The 19,053-nt window shown below is 58.0% G+C and carries 13 protein-coding genes and 2 pseudogenes; 4 read left to right on the forward strand and 11 right to left on the reverse strand.

The window, feature by feature from the left end:
* Positions 1-59 precede the first annotated feature (59 nt).
* Both CUU80_RS07715 and CUU80_RS07720 read right to left on the reverse strand, forming a co-directional pair.
* Positions 60-929 (reverse strand): MurR/RpiR family transcriptional regulator, encoded by an 870-nt coding sequence (locus CUU80_RS07715; RefSeq protein WP_100496728.1) that lies wholly within the window; start codon positions 927-929, stop codon positions 60-62.
* Positions 930-1,104: 175 nt separating this feature from the next.
* Entirely contained in the window at positions 1,105-2,283 is a 1,179-nt protein-coding gene (locus tag CUU80_RS07720; protein ID WP_100496729.1) for an anion transporter, read from the reverse strand.
* A gap of 603 nt (positions 2,284-2,886) precedes the next feature.
* Here CUU80_RS07720 and CUU80_RS07725 point away from each other — a divergent pair.
* From CUU80_RS07725 to phnX, 4 genes are all read left to right on the forward strand, one after another.
* Complete coding sequence (locus tag CUU80_RS07725; RefSeq protein WP_100496730.1) at positions 2,887-3,699, forward strand: ABC transporter ATP-binding protein; 813 nt, start codon at positions 2,887-2,889, stop codon at positions 3,697-3,699.
* Positions 3,700-3,702: 3 nt separating this feature from the next.
* Complete coding sequence (locus CUU80_RS10870; RefSeq protein ID WP_207760104.1) at positions 3,703-6,585, forward strand: extracellular solute-binding protein; 2,883 nt, start codon at positions 3,703-3,705, stop codon at positions 6,583-6,585.
* A gap of 198 nt (positions 6,586-6,783) precedes the next feature.
* Positions 6,784-7,992 (forward strand): 2-aminoethylphosphonate--pyruvate transaminase, encoded by a 1,209-nt coding sequence (phnW, locus tag CUU80_RS07735; RefSeq protein ID WP_100496731.1) that lies wholly within the window; start codon positions 6,784-6,786, stop codon positions 7,990-7,992.
* Between the two features lie 177 nt (positions 7,993-8,169).
* A complete protein-coding gene (gene phnX / locus CUU80_RS07740) occupies positions 8,170-8,952 on the forward strand; it encodes a phosphonoacetaldehyde hydrolase (protein ID WP_100496732.1) in 783 nt (260 codons plus the stop codon).
* Positions 8,953-9,088: 136 nt separating this feature from the next.
* On the opposite strand, the pseudogene CUU80_RS07745 reads toward phnX, so the two are convergent.
* The 9 genes and pseudogenes from CUU80_RS07745 to alr form a co-directional block, all read right to left on the reverse strand.
* Positions 9,089-10,405 (reverse strand): annotated as a pseudogene (locus CUU80_RS07745) (aminotransferase-like domain-containing protein); the annotation flags it as partial.
* A 141-nt stretch (positions 10,406-10,546) separates the two neighbouring features.
* Positions 10,547-10,780 (reverse strand): annotated as a pseudogene (locus CUU80_RS11265) (GntR family transcriptional regulator); the annotation flags it as partial.
* A 110-nt stretch (positions 10,781-10,890) separates the two neighbouring features.
* The gene (gene pdxT / locus CUU80_RS07750; RefSeq protein WP_100496734.1) at positions 10,891-11,532 is read right to left on the reverse strand and encodes a pyridoxal 5'-phosphate synthase glutaminase subunit PdxT; all 642 of its coding nucleotides are present in this window, start codon (positions 11,530-11,532) and stop codon (positions 10,891-10,893) included.
* An 86-nt stretch (positions 11,533-11,618) separates the two neighbouring features.
* Complete coding sequence (pdxS, locus tag CUU80_RS07755; RefSeq protein ID WP_034526836.1) at positions 11,619-12,494, reverse strand: pyridoxal 5'-phosphate synthase lyase subunit PdxS; 876 nt, start codon at positions 12,492-12,494, stop codon at positions 11,619-11,621.
* Positions 12,495-12,702: 208 nt separating this feature from the next.
* Positions 12,703-12,900 carry a helix-turn-helix domain-containing protein gene (locus CUU80_RS07760; RefSeq protein WP_100496767.1) on the reverse strand — a complete coding sequence of 66 codons (198 nt, stop codon included), beginning with the start codon at positions 12,898-12,900 and terminating at the stop codon, positions 12,703-12,705.
* Between the two features lie 77 nt (positions 12,901-12,977).
* Positions 12,978-13,625, reverse strand: coding sequence for a hypothetical protein (locus CUU80_RS07765; RefSeq protein ID WP_100496735.1), 648 nt, complete (start codon positions 13,623-13,625; stop codon positions 12,978-12,980).
* 273 nt (positions 13,626-13,898) lie between these two features.
* Positions 13,899-16,001: a DNA primase gene (dnaG, locus tag CUU80_RS07770; protein ID WP_100496736.1), complete on the reverse strand. Its 2,103-nt coding sequence runs from the start codon at positions 15,999-16,001 to the stop codon at positions 13,899-13,901.
* Positions 16,002-16,083: 82 nt separating this feature from the next.
* Positions 16,084-17,370: a deoxyguanosinetriphosphate triphosphohydrolase gene (locus tag CUU80_RS07775; protein ID WP_100496737.1), complete on the reverse strand. Its 1,287-nt coding sequence runs from the start codon at positions 17,368-17,370 to the stop codon at positions 16,084-16,086.
* A 155-nt stretch (positions 17,371-17,525) separates the two neighbouring features.
* The gene (gene alr / locus CUU80_RS07780; RefSeq protein WP_100496738.1) at positions 17,526-18,884 is read right to left on the reverse strand and encodes an alanine racemase; all 1,359 of its coding nucleotides are present in this window, start codon (positions 18,882-18,884) and stop codon (positions 17,526-17,528) included.
* Positions 18,885-19,053: the final 169 nt, after the last annotated feature.

Genomic DNA, 19,053 nt, shown 5'->3' on the forward strand with positions numbered 1-19,053 from the left:
ATCGCCCATACGCTCGCAATTTCATTTGCGTTTCGCGGATAGGCCGCACGACACTTGTGCTAACCTTCGAACACTCGGTCGCGAATCATACGACCCGACTCGTCCAGTGCGGTGGAGAACCGTCCATAGTCGGACAGAATCACGCCCATATACAGCATGTCCACCAGCGCAATATCCGGAATACGCGAAAAAATGGCATTCCCGTAAATCGTATGCGAGTCTCGACCGGTCAGCAGCGTCACATCAGCCCACCCGGCGAGCGGCGTATTGGCAGTATTGGTGATGGCCACGGTATGCACGCCACGGGATTTCGCCAAACGCAACGCCTTCACGGTATCCGATGAACTGCCGGAATGGGAGAAGGCAACGGCCACATCATTCGTCTGCAAATGCCCGGCTCCAATCTGCTGAAGATAGGCATCCGTATTGAGTCGGCAAGACAGTCCCAGATAGCTGAGCTTGGTGAACAAGTCCATCGCCGGAACCATCGAGTTCTCCACACCGAGAATATCGACGAGATTCGCCTGGGCAATCAACGACACCGCCTTGCGATAGGCCTTGTCATCCACCGTATGACGCAACTCATCGATCAGGGCTTTGGCACCGTCTGCCGCCTTGTCGGCAATGGCATCAAGCGTATCCCACGGGTTGAGATCGAATCCGACCAACGGGTCGAACGTCACCTGATGCTCGGCCAACGGATGACGCAGCACATAACGCAGCTCACGATAGCCGCCGAATCCCAACTTGCGGGAGAATCGAATCACCGTAGGTTGGCTAACATGCGCGGCGTCCGCCAGCTGCCCTACCGTCAGCTCAGCGGCTTCATCAAGATGGTCGCGAATATACTGTGCCACCGCACGCTCCGCCGGGCGCAACGTTGGATAGACGTGGTCAATCCGTTCACGTATGCCCACTGAGGATTGCACGGCTCACTCCTGACTCTGGCCTTGAAGTATGGTGTGTTTCCGTTATCCGAGCGTACCGGGTCGAAGAACACGGCACCGCACTCTGGATTACCGCCACGTGAACGATGGTTGAATTCTGCATCCTAAGAACCGAACCACATCAGGAAGGCGCACGAAAGAATCGCTCTCGCGCAAATTATTCGATCACCCAGCTCAAACCCACCAGAGCCACCAGGAACAATACGTTCACTGCGGAGTAGACAGCCAGATAGTGGCCCTTGCGATCCGGATATTGGCGTACCACGTTTTTGTACGAGATCAGCGAAGCCATCGAGGCGATCAGCGTGCCCATACCGCCCAGATTGGTGCCGATGATCAGTTCACGCCACTGATCGCAGAAGCCGGACAGCAGAATCGTGGTGGGTACGTTGCTGATCATCTGGCTGGAGACCACCGCCACCTCCAGCGGATGACCACCGACCAGCGAGCGCGCCAATTCGTAGAATTCCGGAACACGCTTCATATTGCCGATGAAGATGAAGAACATGCAGAAGGTGAGCGGCAAGCCCCAATCGACATAGCGGAATACACGGCGATCGGTGAACAGGAAGGTGATGATTACGATCACGCACATCGCCCACAACGGAATGATGTCGGAAACGGCCAGCAGACATACGGCGAACAGCAGCGTGTAGACGACGGTGCGCCAACCGCCATAACCGGCACCGTACCCGGTGATGCGAATCTCATCCGGCTGATGCTTGCTGCGTTCGGGGGCCAGTACGCCGGTTTCGAGATTGCCGAGATTACCGACCTCCTGTCGGCCGAACACCACAGAGATCACGATGACCAACAGCACGGCCGCCGTACATGAATATGGAGCCATAATGCCAATCATCTCCATCGCCGGCATGCCGGTCAACGCTTTGAGATACAGGTTATGCGCGTTGCCGATCGGAGTGAGCATGCTGCCCACATTCGCACCGATGGTCATCAACGTGACCACCAGAATCGTCTTTTCACCTTGCCCGGCCATGATGAGCACGGCCACGGCGAACGGCACGAAGGTGACAAGCGCCACATCGTTGGTGATCAGCATCGCAGAGAAGAACGTCAGAGCCACCAGAGTGATCACAAGCCCGCGCATGGTGCTGGTCTTCTCCAACAGACGCGAACCGATGATACGAAACACACCGATGCGCTGGAAGCCGCACACCACGATCATCAGGCAGATGAGCAGGCTGATGGTGCTGGCATGGATGTAGTCCTTGTAATCAGCGTCCGGGGGAACGATGAAGCAAGAGATCAGCGCAAGCGCTGCGGCGACTATGAGAATCGTTTCACTTTTGGCCAGATTGATGAGCCAACGCCGCATCGATTCCTCCGTTTTTCAGCCGTTTGTCGGTGTCCATAGTATCGGAACACGCCGCCTAGTACGTAGTATCGGCGTGCTGTTTTCCGACGGTTTCCAAGCGAATTAGCCGCTGACACCTACTGCTTTCTGGGCTTTGCCTCCGACTTTTTGAGCGATGCCTGAGTTACGCCATCATGAACTGACGGTTAATTTCACATATGCCTAGGCTCTGGTCGCCGTCTGCCTCGCCGAGTTTCCGAACGCAGTGCCGTCACTGTTCTCTCCTGTGCCGCCGGCATCGACCTGTCCTTTAGTCTCAATCACATACGGTTCGGAGCAGAGCAAAACTACGCCAACTACATGCCGAATCTGTAGTTTTACTCGCTGTTCACTATCGCTTCGTTCAACTTTCTCTAACGTAAGATTCCCGTCGCCTGTCTTTGCCCGACTATGGAAGTACGGCGTGAGGTTCAGCCGCGATAACCGAAAAACGATAACTCAATCCATTACGACCGAACACCAATCCCGATGCCGACAATCCACGCGGCACCAATCAAGCGGACCGCCAACGCGGATGTTCATGAACGTTCGCGGCAGCCCGATCAGAAGGCAAGTTGACGAAATATGCTCGAACTGAAGAACATCACCAAATCGTTCGGTGACACCCATGTGCTGAACGGTATCTCGCTCACGCTCGCAGATGGCCAGATCATGTCCATCCTCGGCCCTTCCGGCGGCGGCAAGACCACGCTGCTCAACATCATTCTGGGCATCACGGACGCCACCAGCGGTCAGATCCTGTACAACGGCGAGGATCTGACCCAAGTGCCTATGGAGAAACGCGGCTTCAACATCGTATTCCAGGATTACGCACTGTTCCCGAATCTCACGGCCTACGAGAACATCACCTACGGCCTGAGGAACAACCCCGGCATCTCCTCCGAAGCGGAGATCAAGGAGCTGATCAGCTTGCTGGGACTTGAGGAGCATCTGGGCAAGCGCATCGACGAACTGTCCGGCGGCCAGAAACAGCGTGTGGCACTGGCTCGCACGCTGGTGATGAAGCCGAAGCTGCTGCTGCTCGACGAGCCGCTGTCCGCATTGGATGGCGTGATCAAGGAATCCATCAAGGCAAAGATCAAGCAGATCGTGGACCAGTACAAGCTCACCACCATCATGGTCACGCACGACCCGGAGGAAGCCTGCACAATGAGCGACCGGGTGCTCATCATCAATCACGGCAAAATCGCCCAGTACGATACGCCGGAGAACATCATCGAGCACCCGGCATCCGACTTCGTCAGGAAGTTCATCCTGCACCAGCTGGAAGTCAAACGCAACAACATCTACTCGCTGTTCAGCGAAGCCGAAGCCGATAGCCAAGCGGCGGCCGCGAACGGCGCCCCGGCTCACGCTCTTGCCGGGCAGGAGGCCTGAGTCATGTCCGTCGAATCCATCCAAGCGGGCAAGCAACTGCCCAACATCCGCCCGGAGATCGTCAATTACGAGCGTCGCCCCTCCAAGCCGAAGCAGACCGAACTATGGACGCTGCTGGCCATAGTGGCCTTCTGCTTCGCCGCGTTCCTCGTGGTGCCGATGGTGCTGGTCATCGTCCGCTCGTTCACTACCGCTTCCGGTTCGGCCACGCTGTCCAACTATGCGGTCGTGCTTTCCCAGCCTGAATTCGTACGCTCGATCACCAACTCTCTGGCCGTTTCGGCCACGTCCGCACTGGTGGCGGTGCTGCTCGCGTTCCTGCTGGCGTACACCATCAACTGCACCAACGTGCCGACCGGATTCAAGAAAACCGTGGGACTGCTCGCCCAATTGCCGATGCTGCTGCCGACCATCACGTACGGCTTCGCCATCATCTACTCGTTCGGCAAGCAGGGCCTGATCACCCGACTGCTCGGCGGCCACCAGCTGTTCGACATCTACGGGTTCAACGGCCTCTTGATAGGTTATGTGATCTACACGCTGCCCACCTGCTTCCTCTTGATCAACAACAGCTTCCAGTTCGTGGATAAGAAGTTCATCATCGTCTCGCACATCATGGGAGACAAGCCACTGACCACGTTCCTCAACACCGTGCTGCGCCCGTTGATCGGTACGCTGGCCGTGGCGTTCATTCAGTCGTTCTTCCTCGCATTCACCGACTATGGCATCCCGACCTCGGTTGGCGGCGAATACGACGTGCTGGCCATGACACTGTTCAACCAGATGCTCGGTTCCATACCGAACTTCAACCGTGGCGCAGTGATCGCCGTGTTCATGCTCATCCCCTCGATCATCTCCATCATTTTGATGACCGTGCTGGAGCGTTTCGCCATCCGTTACAAGCAGATCAGCCAGGTCGAGCTGCCGAAAGGTCCGAGGCGCGATTGGGCATGCGGCATCGCATCCGTGGTGGTGCTGGTATGCACGCTTTCAGTGTTTGCGGTGATCCTGTTGATCCCGTTCGTCACCGAATGGCCGTTCAACGTGGTGCCCACCCTCTCGCACATCACCAACATGTTCACCGATTCCGAGCTGACGCAAGTGTTCACCAACTCGCTGTATGTGGCCGTGATGACCGCCATCGTGGGTTGCCTGTTCGCTTACGCCGCAGGCCTGGTGACCTCCCGCTCCAAGCTGCCGAATTGGGCGAAGCGTTCGGTGGACGCGATCTCCGCGATCATCAACACCGTGCCTGGCATGGTGCTCGGCATTGCTTTCCTGTTCGCCTTCTCCGGTTCTTCGCTGCAGAACACGTTCTGGATTCTGATCATCGCGAACATCATCCACTACTTCGCCACCCCATACCAGATGATCAAGGATTCCCTGTCCAAGATGAACGCCGGGTGGGAGACCACGGCCAAACTCATGGGAGACAACTGGATCAAGACGATCGTGCGCGTGGTGACGCCGAACGCGTGGCCGACGATTCTGCAGGTCTTCGGATACTACTTCGTCAACGCGATGGTGACGATTTCCGCGGTGGTCTTCCTGACCGGTGCCCGCACGCAGGTCATAACCACCAAGATCTCCGCGCTGCAGCATATCGCCAAGTTTGATGACGTGTTCGTTCTCTCACTGCTGATTCTGGTGACGAATCTGGTGGTCAAGGGCGTGATTGCTTTCGCCACGCGTGACCGCTCCGCCGAGCGCGCTCGCGCGGCTGCACGCGTCACCGTGAAGACTCCGCAACTGGCTGCCGCCCGTGCCACAGTTGCAGCCGACACCCGACTGACCGCCGCCGCGCAGACAGCGCATAATGGCACACCAGACTTCCCGCTGCCGACTTCCGGCAACCGCAGGGCGCGCAACGCCCTCACCGCCGGATTGTCCGCCGTGCTCGCCGTGCTGCTGGTTGGGTTCGGATTCGGCTCCACTGCCACCGCCAGCACGAACGGTCAGGTGGTGATCTATACGAACGCCGACGATGAGGCCGTAGTGGCCTTCCAGCACGCTTTGGATAACAACGGCTTCAAGGACCAATACATCATCCAGAGCTTCGGCACCTCCGAACTCGGCGGCAAGATGCTGGCCGAAGGCAAGGCGTTGGAAGCGGACATGCTGACGATGAGCTCCTACTACATTGATTCCGCCCAAGAGCGCAACCACATGTTCGCCGATCTGACCGATGTGCGCTCCAAGTTGCTCGGCACCTCCGAAAACTCCAAGGCTCCCGCCTGGCGCTCCCCCACCACCGCTCAGGAAGGCGCGATTATCGTAAACACCACCGCGCTGAAGGAGGCCGGAGTCCCCGAGCCGCAAAGCTTCAAGGATTTGGCTGACCCGCAGTACAAGGGCTTGATTTCCGTGCCCGACATGGAAGGCTCCTCCACCGGCTGGCTGATGATTCAGGCCATTGCCGATGCATACGGCACCGGGGATGAAGGCCGGGCAATTCTGACGGCAATCTACCGCAACGCAGGCCCGCATCTCGAACAGTCCGGTTCCGGACCTTTGAAGGCCGTACGTTCCGGCGAGGTGGCAATCGGCTTCGGCCTGCGTCATCAGGCCGTGGCCGACAAGAAGAAGGGCCTGCCGATCGATTACGTGGATCCGGTGGAAGGCAACTACTCGCTGACCGAGTCGGTGGCTGTGCTGGACAAGGGCGCTGCCACCAACCCGAAAGCGCAGAAGATGGCCGGCGTGATCATCGACAAGGGCCGCGAAGAGCTGCTGAAGACCTACCCGACGCCGCTCTATCAGGGAGAACAGGCACCCGCCAACGCCTCCAAGCGTTCCAAGACCTTCCCCAAGCCCCTGACCGTGGACCTGCTGCAAGAGCATCAGGACTTCTCGTCCGCGTGCAAGCGCTTGGCGCAGGATGAATAAGTCCGCTCGTTGCGCTCAGTCAGTGTTTGGTTGGCATGTGTGTCGGGCATCATACATGCCAACCAAACACGCCAACACTCATCACATACAGAACTACATACGACACTCCGTCTGTCTTTATAAAACTACGTAGAAGATTACAGCAACTACGCAGCTGATTAGACTCAGCCGCAGAACCCTAAGAAAGGAAATCCACCAATGGCTAACGAATACAAGCTGCTGACCCCCGGTCCGCTGACCACCACTCGCACGGTCAAGGAAGAGATGCTCTTCGACCACTGCACCTGGGACGAGGACTACCAGCAGATCACCCAGAAGATTCGCCGTCAGCTGCTTGAACTCGCCCATGTGAACGCCGACGACTACACCGTCGTGCTGATGCAGGGCTCCGGCACTTTCGGCGTGGAAAGCGTGCTGACCTCCGTGATCGGCAAGGATGAAAAAGTATTGCTGTGCACCAACGGCGCATACGGCGACCGCCAGGCCAAGATCTGCGACCACGCCGGCATCGCCTACACCCAGTACGCCGAGCCGTACGACCGCATTCCGGATGCCGCCAAGGTTGAGGAATACCTCGCCGCCGATCCGACCATCACCCATGTTTCGATGATTCACTCCGAGACCACCTCCGGTCTGCTCAATGACATTCAGGCCGTGGCCGCCGTGGCCAAGAAGCACGGTTGCACCTTCATGGTGGATGCCATGAGCTCCTTCGGCGGCGTGGACATCCCGGTGGCCGACTGGGGCATCGACTTCCTCGTCTCCTCCGCCAACAAGTGCATTCAGGGCGTACCGGGCTTCAGCTTCATCATCTGCAACAAGGCCAAGTTGGAGGCTTCGCGCGGCAAGGCCCGCTCCCTCTCCCTCGACTTGTGGGATCAGTGGAACACTTTGGAAAAGGCCAACGGCAAATGGCGTTACACCTCCCCCACCCACGTGGTGCTCGCCTTCTCCAAGGCCCTCGACGAGATGTTCGCCGAGGGTGGCATTCCGGCCCGTTCCGCCCGCTACGCGCTGAACAATCACCTGCTCATCGCCCGCATGAAGGCGCTCGGCTTCCGCGTGTTCCTCAAGGATCATCAGGGCCCGATCATCACCACTTTCCTCTACCCGGAAGGCACCAAGTTCGACTTCCATGACATGTACGAGTTCATCAAGGAACGCGGTTACGCCATCTACCCGGGCAAGCTCACCAACGAAGACACCTTCCGCTTGGGCAACATCGGTGAGATCTACACCGACGACATCGAAAAGGTGACCGAGCTGCTGGCCCTCTATATGGGCGAGCGTGGACTGCTCGCCGCGGCAACTGGCTCTGACTCCGTGCCGGAAGCCATCGCCGCCATGGATGCCGCGGGCGCTCCGATCAAAGCCGCCGCCCCCGCCAACGTCAAGCTCGTCGCCTGACTATTGCCAGCTTGGTGATGTGGTGTGTGCTTCCCAACACACTCAAGGCCGTTTGGCCTCGCTCCGGCGCGTGCTCGCAGAGCTTAGCACACGCCTACGCTGCTTACAGTCGGGAAGCACACACCACATCACCAAGCCTTCCTTACATACCGCATTCAACGATAAAGGAATCCTCAAATGACCAACCGTTTTGAAGCTGTTATTTTTGATTGGGCCGGCACCACTGTGGATTATGGCTGCTTCGCCCCGGTCCGTGCCTTCCAGGAGGCATTCAAGGAGTTCGGCATCGAGCCTACGATGGCCGAGACCCGCAAGCCGATGGGCATGCTCAAGCATGACCATATCAACACGATGCTGCACATGAATCGCATCGCCCGCGCTTGGGAAGACGAACACGGTGCTGCTCCCACCGATGCTGACGCGGATGCCGTCTACAGTCACTTCGAACCAAAGCTGCTCTCCATCCTCGACGGTTTCGCCGATCCGAAGCCGGGCGTGGTGGACGCTGTCGCCGCATTGCGCGGGGCAGGCATCAAGATCGGCTCCACCACCGGATACACGGACAAGATGATGGAGATCGTGGTGCCGAAGGCCGCCGAAAACGGCTATGCTCCGGACTTCTGGATCAGCCCGGATGGCACCAACGGTTTCGGACGTCCATACCCGTACATGGTGTTCAAGAATCTCGAAAAGCTTGGCGTTACCGACGTACGACGCGCGGCTAAGGTGGGTGACACCCTTTCCGATATCCGCGAAGGCAAAAACGCCGGCGTCTTCACGATTGGTGTCACTGAAGGCAGCTCCCAGATGGCGTTGTCCGAGGATGAGTTCAATGCGCTGTCTGATGCCGATAAGGCCAAGGCTCGTGCCGCCGCCCGCGACGCGTTCGTGAATGCCGGCGCCGACGCCGTCATCGACACAATGGCCGAACTGCCGACGCTCCTCGCTCAGCTCGCCTGAAGTGGTTTCGAGAATTTACCGCACTGACGAACTCTTAGCGCGGTGAAATCTCGAAAAGAACCCATTGCCCGAGAATTTACCGCACTGACGACTGCTCAGCGCGGTAAATTCTCGAAATCCACAGTATTTGGCACTATCACATCGATTCGCAGATCATCCGGATGCCGCGTTCAATATCGCCGGCATCCGGATGCACGATATTCAGGCGAATATGTGAATCATCCGTCTCATCCACATCAAATACGCTGCCGGGCATGAACGTGACGCCCTCGGCACGGCAGCGGTCAAGCACATCCAGCGAACGTACCCCATCGGGCAATGTCACCCAAATGTAATAGCCACCCTCCGGCACATTCCACGTCATACCTTGCATCGCATACCGTTCCAAAGCGGCCACAGCCGTGTCCCGTCTGCCACGGTAGGCGGCGGTTAATGTGGTGACATGTTCCGCGATGCGCCCTTCTTTGAGCAGTTCCAGACAGATGCGCTGTGATGATGTGCTCGTATGTTGATCGACCATGCGGCGCAATGCGGCCAGCCGGTCAATCACATGCGGGTCGGCCACGATCCACCCAGTTCGCAGCCCCGAGGTCACCGTTTTGGAGAACGTGGATAAATACATCACATATCCTGCGTTTTCCATGCCCTTCAGCGGCACCGGGCGCTGGCCACTATGGCCACCAGCCTCGTCACTAGCCTTGCAACGGTTCTCGCCACCAGTGGCCCCACGGCTCTCTCCACCAACTGCACCGCGGATCACCCCGTCAGCTACGGCAGCGCTCTCCTCATCCGCTCCCCCATACCACAGCTCACCATAGGCATCGTCCTCAATAATGAGGCACTGATAACGACGTGCCACATCGATGAGTTCCTTGCGGCGCGCGGCAGGCAGCGTCGAACCGGTCGGATTCTGGAACGTTGGGATCGTATAAATAAACTTCGGATGGAAGCGGGCACAGTAGCCTTCCAGCAAATCAGTCCGCATGCCATAGTCATCCATGGGCATGCCCACAATGCGGGCATCAGCGGAGCGGAAGGCCTGCAACGCTGGGAAGAACGTGGACTGTTCCACCAGCACACAGTCACCAGGGTTGATGAACGCGCGCACGCACAGGTCGATGCCTTGTTCCGAACCGGACAGCACCATCACATTGCGCGCATTGCAGTGCACACCACGTGTACGCATGTGCGCGGCAAGCAGCTCACGCAGTTCCGAGAATCCTTCAATCGGCGACTCCGGTTGCCCATCGAACTCATGCGAGGCGAATGCTTCCAGACTCACCGAACGCAGCAGGTCATCCGGAATATCGGCCGGATTGGGCGATCCAGTGGCGAAATCGATTACCGTATCACCCCGCTGCGCGCGTTCCGCGGAAGCGATGTCATGGTAGGTGAATCGGTTGGAATAGTCCGAGAACAATACGGACCACGGAGGACGAACAACAATCGGCTCGGCGTGATCCGACGATGACACACGACGTATAACCTGCACTTGCGTATGCGCTGACGAACCGGCGTTCGGAATTGCCGCCGAAATCGGAGAAGTCAACAACGCCTGTTCCGAAGATGCCGGCAAAGTAGACTCAATTGCTTGAGGTAGCACGAACGTGCCTTTGCCTACTTTGGAAGCGATAAGGCCTTCATCTTTCAATTGCTGATAGGCCTGCAATATGGTAGTGCGGTTGACTTCAAGACGTGCGGCAAGCTCACGCTCAGGCGGTAAACGGTAACCTTCGGCAAGTTCTCCGGAGATAATCTGCTCACGCAGTTGGGTGGCCAGCTGCCGATACATCGGCACACTGCTGCGCCGGTTCAACTGCAATTGCATGAATCACCTCCCATGCCGCGCCACCCCATTCCCGTACTTTTCGCACGAATCGTACGTTAAACCGTCTCTCTGGAGGCTATTTACGTACTTTTCGCGCGAAAAGTGTGATTTTACAACGAAAGGAACAGCTCGTGGATGCGGGTGTCGTCCGTAAGCTCGGGATGGAACGCAGTGGCAAGAATATTGCCTTGTCGCAAGGCCACAGGATGGCCATCAACCTCGGTCTCCACCGTAGCCTCCGATCCCACGGAGACCACGTATGGTCCGCGAATGAACACCAGCGGGAAGTCGGCGATATACGCATCCCCGTCTTCAGGACTGCCGAAGTCGGCGTTAGCGGCGAAACTTCCCAACTGACGTCCGTAGGCATTACGACGCACCACGGCGTCTAACGCACCGAAGTACACGTTCGGATCGTTGTCCAGTTCCCGAGCGAGCAGGATCATGCCGGCACAGGTGCCGAATACAGGCTTGCCGGCCTTGATATGTGCATCGATCTTGTCGAACAGACCGGTGGAGCGCAGCAACTTCCCTTGCGTAGTGCTTTCGCCACCGGGCAGAATCACACGGTCGATGGACTCGTCGAAGTCTTCGGCGGCACGCAGCAGCTTCCAAGGCGCGCCCAGCCGGTCCAGCACGGCCGCATGTTCGGCGAATGCGCCCTGAACCGCCAGGATGCCGGTCACACCGTGCTTTACAGCCTCGGCACCGTCGGATTCTTCTTTAGATATGTATTCAACAGCTACAACCATTGCTTACCTCTGTGCACAATGATGATCGTCCCAGTCATCTCCACCGGCAATATCACTGATCCGCCGGCTTTCGGACAGGAAAGCCATCACTCGCCGCGAGCGGCCATGATGGTCTGGATTTCGTCCTCGTTGATACCGACCATGGCCTCGCCCAAGTTCTCGGAGAGCTTGGCGAGCAGGTCTGCGTCCTGCCAATTGGCGGTGGCCTTCACAATGGCGGCGGCGCGCTTGGCCGGATCCCCGGACTTGAAGATGCCGGATCCTACGAACACACCTTCTGCACCGAGTTCCATCATCAGGGCGGCATCGGCCGGAGTCGCCACGCCACCCGCGGCGAAGTTCACCACAGGCAGACGTCCGTTGTCGTGCACATACTTGGCCAGATCGTACGGTACGGCCAACTGCTTGGCCGCTTCGTAGACCTCATCGTCGCGCAGGGAGACAAGCTCGTGAATCTGCTTGTTCATCGTGCGCATGTGACGTACGGCCTGAATCACGTCGCCGGTGCCAGGCTCGCCCTTGGTGCGAATCATGGCAGCGCCCTCGGCGATACGACGCAACGCCTCGCCCAGGTTCTTTGCGCCGCACACGAACGGCACATCGAACTGGTTCTTGTCGATGTGATACACATCGTCGGCCGGCGAGAGCACCTCGGATTCGTCAATGTAATCGATGTCGATGGCCTGCAGGATGCGAGCTTCGGCGATGTGGCCGATGCGCACCTTGGCCATGACCGGAATGGACACGGCTTCCTGAATACCCTTGATCATGGCCGGGTCAGACATACGGGAGACGCCACCGGCTGCGCGAATGTCGGCGGGGATACGCTCCAGCGCCATCACGGCGCATGCTCCGGCGTCCTGGGCGATCTTCGCCTGCTCGGGCGTCGTCACGTCCATGATCACGCCGCCCTTGAGCATTTGGGCCAGATTACGATTGAGTTCCGCACGATTCTGCGTCATGAGTTTCCCTTCGTTCGACGCTGTTTGATGCCGCGCTTTATTATTGAACGAATTGGATTGCCCCACCCAAACCAGTCCAATTTGGATGGGGCCAATTCGCAACTTCTACACCCATCCAATCCATATAACGCCTGAAGCGTCCGCCCCTCTGCACCAGCGTTGAACATCGCAGCGCCTGATCATCCACCAAGCAACCATGCCGTTCGGCTCAATCCTTCACGTATTCGAGGATGTCACCGGGCTGACAGTCAAGGGCTTCACAGATGGCGGCGAGGGTGGAGAAACGAATGGCGGAGACACGGTTGTTCTTGATTTTCGACAAATTGACGTTCGTAATGCCCACCTGCGCGGCCAGCCAGTTCAGCGAGCGCCCACGCTCCACCATGATGCGGTCAAGCCGAAGCATGATGCGCCCACCATCTTCATGCTCCGATGCATCAGGTTCATGCGGCTCGCGAAGCCCGTAATCTCCACTCACCGCGCTCATAGCAGACCGTCCACCTCCTGCTCCAGCGACATGCCGTAGTCGAAGATGCGCGACAGCAGCAGCAACATAATGCCGATCATCACCAGCAGACCACTGAGCCATACTCCTGCACTGCCGGAAGCTCCAGCAAGCGTGCACACGATGTAGTTGGCCAACGCCACGACCGGAGTCGCAATCAGATACCACCCCATATGGGAGAGCCGTTCTGAAATCACCGCGCGGAATGGCGATGTCGATGGTTGTTCGGCATGCCTCACCCAAGTGTTCAGTTCATCGCACAAGGCCGCAACCTGACCGAACGCCAGTGCCAGCAGGGCAAAGATGGCCGTTCTGGACACGCCAGTGGCAATGACGGCCACCGTGTTGATCGGGGCATCGTCATACTGCTGCAGGTATATCGAATAGTCAAGAACCTGACCAGTGATGCTGATGCTGAATACACCACCGACGTTGAGGCTCAGCCGGTTGTAATCGGCGGTCAACGTCCCGGATGCCACGATAAAGGCCACCAACACGACGGCCGTCGTCGCAGCCGCTATCCACAAGAACACCGTACCGATGCGCGCGATGACAAGAGCCGCCGTGCCCGCACGTCCCAGCAGCTCGGTTGGTGCGGAAATGGAGTTGCCGTTTTTCGCTGCCATGATGCCCTCCGTTCAACCCTTTCCTCAGAGACGGGAGCCGTTCAGCTGACATCGCCTCAATCAAAGAGAAAAATCGGACTATATTGGCATCATTATAGCATGATTTATCGTTTGTCGTTAAGTATTTAATGACAAACGAATATAAGACAGTCAATGAATCAACGATCTTCAGCACTCCACTTGTGCCCTCAACACTAATTGTCGCAATCGGCGGAAACGCATTCGCACATAAGCACACAAGCACATAAGTCAAGCGGGAGCCGACGCACACCGTCAGCCAACGGTATTGCCGTACACCTGTGCCTGAAGATCCTTGCGGGCGGTTTCCATACGGGCGATTTGCCCAAGCAGCGCGATTTTCTCCTCGCCATCCGGCAATTGGGCCATGTGACGCCTCGCCAAGCCGATCTGACGCATGAAGCCCATATCCAGCAGACGAGTGAGCAGTTCAGCGGCATACCGCTGTTCTTCCTTGGTGGCGGGACGCAATTGCACAGCGGCCGCCTCTCCTGGCATGCCCTGCGAGCTCGGCGGTATCGGCTGGGCTCCGCTGCCTTTGTCATCGCCAGGCAGCGGCAACGGCATGACAGCCAGCTCGTTGATCACTTGATTGAGCATCGGCCCGCCGGCCTTGGTGAGGTTGTGCATCCACAACCCTTGGGGAGTATCATCGGTCGGCAATCCCCCTGCAGCCACAATGGCCTGAAACAACGTGCGAAACACCGGACTCATGAAATGATCCAACGTAAGCTGGCTGAACATGGTGCGGTCGATGGCACGCGGCACCTGAATAAGCGTGGCCATGAACTGCTGCTCAGCGATGAACACGGCATCATCAATCTTGAAATATGTCTGCTCAGCGGCATCACGGCGCTCCAAAGCCTTACGAACGGCTGGATTGGCGTACGGATTGGCCCCCGGCTCCATGCGCGGCTCATCCTCACGGACGGATTTGCGGCGAGACGCATACGCATCCTCATCACGAACCCGCAGTTGACGGCGTGCGGACATGACCTCGCGGCGCATCACCTCCAAGTCCACGCCGATGCGTCCAGCGGCCTTGCGCGCATAGGCGTCCCACAGCGAGCGATCGCGAATCTGCGCCACCAACGGCGCTACGGCTTTCATGGCACCCACCTGACCGGGAGTATAGGTCAGGTCGAAACGGTTGATGGCCGCATCAATGACAAAATCGTACAGCGGCTTGGCTCCGGCAATCAACGAACGCACCGCTTCATTGCCGCGTTCGATGCGTAAATCGCAAGGATCGAGGTTGCCGTCCGCCACCGCGACAAAGGTCTGCGACAGGAACGCCGAATCCAGCCCGAAAGCATGCAATGCCGCCTTCTGCCCGGCCGCATCACCGTCGAACGTGAACACGATGCGCGAGCTCAGCGGCTGATCCTTGACCTTCAGAGGACCGACCAGCTGAACCGCTCCCAGCGAATCATCAGCAATGAGTCGGCGTACGATTTTGGCGTGCTCGGCACCGAACGCCGTGCCGCAAGTGGCGATAGCCGTGTCGATGCCGGCCAAATGCATGGCCATCACATCCGTATAGCCTTCGACGATCACCACCTGCCGCTTCTTGACGATGGCGGACTTGGCCAGATCAATGCCGTACAGCACCTGATTCTTGCGGTACAGCTGCGTATCAGGCGTATTGATGTACTTCGCCGCTATCTGGTCGTCCTCATACAGCTTGCGAGCGCCAAAACCGAGCGTACGACCGGTCGAATCACGGATCGGCCATGTCACACGGCCGCGGAAATAGTCGTAGATGCCCCGTTGCCCTTGCCGTGCAAGCCCGGCATCCAAAATCTCCTTCTGCGTAAAGCCCTTGGATGACAGGTGTCGGACCAGATTATCCCAGCCTTGCGGCGCATATCCGCAACCGAATCGCTCGCAATCCGCCTGCGAGAAATTCCTGCCTCCGAGCAGCTTTCGGGCGGGAAGTGCCTCTTTAGTGAAAATCTGGGCGACAAAAAAGCGTTGGGCTTCCTCGCAGGCCTCCAATAGTCGCGTACGCTTGGAACCGGTGCCGTCCGGCCGCCCAGAGGCATTGCCGGAATTCTCGTAATGAAGCTCGATGTGGTATTTATCCGCCAGAAGCTCCACAGCTTCACGGAAGTCGATGTTCTCAACCTGCTCGACATACTTGAACACATCACCGCCCAAGCCGCAACCGAAGCAATGCCACACGCCCAAGGAAGGCCGCACATTGAAGCTGCCGGTCTTTTCATCATGGAATGGGCATAACCCCACATAGGTGCCGGTGCCCGAAGGCTTGAGCGTCACGGTCGCGGATACGATGTCATACAGGTCCGCGGCGGCGCGCACCTTCTCAACGTCTTCTTTCTTAATCATCCCGACCATAGCTCACTAGACTACCGCCAGAACCGGGACACGGTAAAATTTTACCGTCAGCGACACAGTCAAGCCGTTTCCGCCTGTCGGCTCAACACAGAATAGAGTGCAGCGCCAGCGCCGAGTTATCGGTCAACGATGCGACCTGATCGATGGCCACGCGCAAACGTTCATCGTCATTAGTCGCCTCATACCAGTCATCCAAAAACTGATTCTCCAGCGCATCAGACGGCCGTGGCGAGGCTGCCATCAGCACATCCACCAAATCTTCCACAATCTTGAGCTCTTGCTCGTGGAATGGCTCTCGCTCCCTCGGTTCCATCACAAAGTACACGGCAATGCCTTTCAGCGCCACAATTTCGTATGAGGTGGCTTCGGGAATCACCACGTTCGCAGAATACCGTGTTAACGGGCCGGTGCCGTATGTATCGCGCGTGGCGGTTTCAACGGACCAGCAGAAACGTCCGATCAGATCGGAGGTAATGTTCTTCAGCTGTGCGAGCGCGTAGCGAGACCCGTTGAAATGAGCGGGGAACAGCTGTTCCTGACGCAATCTGCGGTAGGCGGCGAGCAATCCGTCCGGATTCCACCGTACCCCGTACCAAGCACGTGTGGCTTCCACGATATGGTCCAGCACCTTCGGATCGTTCAGCACAATCGGGTCGAACGCCCCTGTGGCAATGGAATCCTCCACATCGTGTACGGAGTAGGCGATGTCGTCCGCCAAATCCATGATCTGGCATTCCATCGGCTTGGTCGCCTTGGGCGCGTGTTGCTTCAGCCAGCGGAATACCGGCTCATCATCGGGATAGACACAGAATTTCTTGGACCGCTCCCCTTTGGGATGCTGGTCGGCTTCGGCCAAGGTCCATGGATATTTGACCGCTGCGTCCAATGCCGCACGCGTGAGATTCACGCCGGCCGAGCGACCATCCGGATGAAAGATCTTGGGCTCCAATCGGGTCAAGATACGCATAGTCTGCGCGTTACCTTCGAATCCACCGATATTATTGGCGATTTTAGCAAGCGCACGTTCCCCGTTATGTCCGAATGGCGGATGCCCCAGGTCATGGGCAAGGCAAGCGCAATCCACCACGTCCGGGTCGCAGCCCAACAGAGCGCCGATCTGGCGGCCGATTTGAGCGACTTCCAACGTATGCGTCAGACGGGTTCGGGCAAAATCATCGGTGCCGGCCACCAAGATCTGGCTTTTTGCCCCAAGGCGGCGAAGCGCCGAGGAATGAATCAGACGAGCGCGATCGCGTTCAAAAGCGGTGCGTGATTTGGATTTCGGCGGCTCCGGAGCCCAGCGCTCCTCATCAAAGGCGCTGTACCCTTCGTTGACCAATACCGGTTCCCCATCCCGCGTCATTTCCATAAGCCCATAGTACGAAATGATTCCCCGTCGCGAGAAAAAACCGCGCTGAGCAGCTGTCAGTGCAAGAAATTCTCGCGCTCAAGCCGCATTTCGAGAAAAAACCGCGCTGACAGACGCTCAGTGCGGCTTTTTCTCGGGAACCTCATCTCATGGCCTCACAGTAGCGTCGAAGCATCAAGCTTGACCAAATCCTCGGACGGCAACACTTCGGCGGCATGCTCGTAGAGACGCGGGATGCGGTTTCTCAGGCAGGTGAAAATCTCGTAGCTGATGGTGTCGGCCGCACGAGCCCAATCATCGGCGGTCGGTTCAGCGAAGTCCTCGCCGCGCCCCGGGCCGAACAGTTCGACCGTATCACCCTCGTGTACTCCAAGCTCGTCGGCGGAACCGTGCAGATCCACAATGAATTGGTCCATGCACACACGACCGCACACACGCAGCAGACGCGCACCCTGCGTGGTCATGATACGTACCGGGCCGCCGTGCTTCTCCACATGCTTGGCACCTTCCATATCGAAACCGGAGGCGGAACGATGAATACCATCGGCGTAACCAAGCGGCACGATGGCGGTGGAGGTGTTGTCCGGCGTGAGGTACGTACGGCCGTATGAAATGCCGTGACCGGCCTCCACATCCTTGACTGTGCCCAGCTGCGCCTGAAGACGCATGGCCGGTGTCAAATGCCAGTCACGCGGAGTGCCCATGGCGGGATCAGGCTCATAACCATACAGCCCGATACCCGGACGAGTCAGTTCAAAATGGATTTCCGGACGATCCAGTGTGGCAGCGGTATTCGCCAGATGACGGATTTGGGGCGCAATACCGGCCGCTTCCATACGCCGGGTGAAGTCTTTGAACGTTTCAATCTGACGATCGGTGGAGGCCACGAATTCAGGGACATCCGGCGAATCAGCTACGGCCAAGTGGCTCCACTGGCCGATAATCTCAATCACGCCTTCCTTAGCGAGCGGCACCAGCTTGGCGAGCGCCGCATCAAAACCGGCCGGAGTGAACCCGTTACGTCCGAAACCGGAGTCGACCTTGACGTGCACACGAGCCGGCTTGCCAAGCTTACGCGCGGCAGCGGCCACGGCATCAATACCGGGCAGCGAGCCGACGGACACATCAATGTCGGCAGCGATCAATTCATCGAACGGCACCTGCGTACCGTTGTAAACCCAAGTCAAAATATGGCAACGCTCCGGACCGATGCCGAGTTTGCGCAGCAGCAACGCCTCATGAGACTGCGCAGTACCGAGCCACGTGGCACCGCCGGCAAGCGCAGCCAGCGCGGAGGGCAACAGACCGTGGCCATAGGCATCGGCCTTGACCACACCCATCACCGCCGTACCAGAATGAGGGCCGCCAACCACGGAAACCAAGTGTGCCATATTGTCTCGCATGGCTTTAAGATCCACAATGGCCTGCGCGGGGTATTGCCGCAGGGCGGCCGCGTAATTGACCTTGCCCTGTTCGCCGGAGAAACTAATTTCGGGTGCTACATTCATGCTCATGATTCCCTATTCTTGCGCGACAATGTGACGTGTGAACGAAGAGGCCACATTCCAGCGAACTTTGAACGAAAAGTAACCCAAAAGTTACACATACACGACCCTTATCGCGGACTCAAGGCATCGTTGTCCGCAAGTCAAGCGTAGACTATCCGAACTATACAGCTCTTAA

Source organism: Bifidobacterium scaligerum (assembly GCF_002802865.1).
GTDB lineage: Bacteria > Actinomycetota > Actinomycetes > Actinomycetales > Bifidobacteriaceae > Bifidobacterium > Bifidobacterium scaligerum.

What these genes read in the sequence shown, in the direction of transcription:
- alr (WP_100496738.1), bottom strand. Translation starts at nt 18,884, where the DNA reads ATGAGCATGAATGTAGCACCCGAAATTAGTTTCTCCGGCGAACAGGGC.
- CUU80_RS07720 (WP_100496729.1), bottom strand. Translation starts at nt 2,283, where the DNA reads ATGCGGCGTTGGCTCATCAATCTGGCCAAAAGTGAAACGATTCTCATA.
- CUU80_RS07765 (WP_100496735.1), bottom strand. Translation starts at nt 13,625, where the DNA reads ATGGCAGCGAAAAACGGCAACTCCATTTCCGCACCAACCGAGCTGCTG.
- CUU80_RS07725 (WP_100496730.1), top strand. Translation starts at nt 2,887, where the DNA reads ATGCTCGAACTGAAGAACATCACCAAATCGTTCGGTGACACCCATGTG.
- CUU80_RS10870 (WP_207760104.1), top strand. Translation starts at nt 3,703, where the DNA reads ATGTCCGTCGAATCCATCCAAGCGGGCAAGCAACTGCCCAACATCCGC.
- CUU80_RS07775 (WP_100496737.1), bottom strand. Translation starts at nt 17,370, where the DNA reads ATGGAAATGACGCGGGATGGGGAACCGGTATTGGTCAACGAAGGGTAC.
- pdxT (WP_100496734.1), bottom strand. Translation starts at nt 11,532, where the DNA reads ATGGTTGTAGCTGTTGAATACATATCTAAAGAAGAATCCGACGGTGCC.
- phnW (WP_100496731.1), top strand. Translation starts at nt 6,784, where the DNA reads ATGGCTAACGAATACAAGCTGCTGACCCCCGGTCCGCTGACCACCACT.
- dnaG (WP_100496736.1), bottom strand. Translation starts at nt 16,001, where the DNA reads ATGGTCGGGATGATTAAGAAAGAAGACGTTGAGAAGGTGCGCGCCGCC.
- CUU80_RS07760 (WP_100496767.1), bottom strand. Translation starts at nt 12,900, where the DNA reads ATGCTTCGGCTTGACCGCATCATGGTGGAGCGTGGGCGCTCGCTGAAC.
- pdxS (WP_034526836.1), bottom strand. Translation starts at nt 12,494, where the DNA reads ATGACGCAGAATCGTGCGGAACTCAATCGTAATCTGGCCCAAATGCTC.
- phnX (WP_100496732.1), top strand. Translation starts at nt 8,170, where the DNA reads ATGACCAACCGTTTTGAAGCTGTTATTTTTGATTGGGCCGGCACCACT.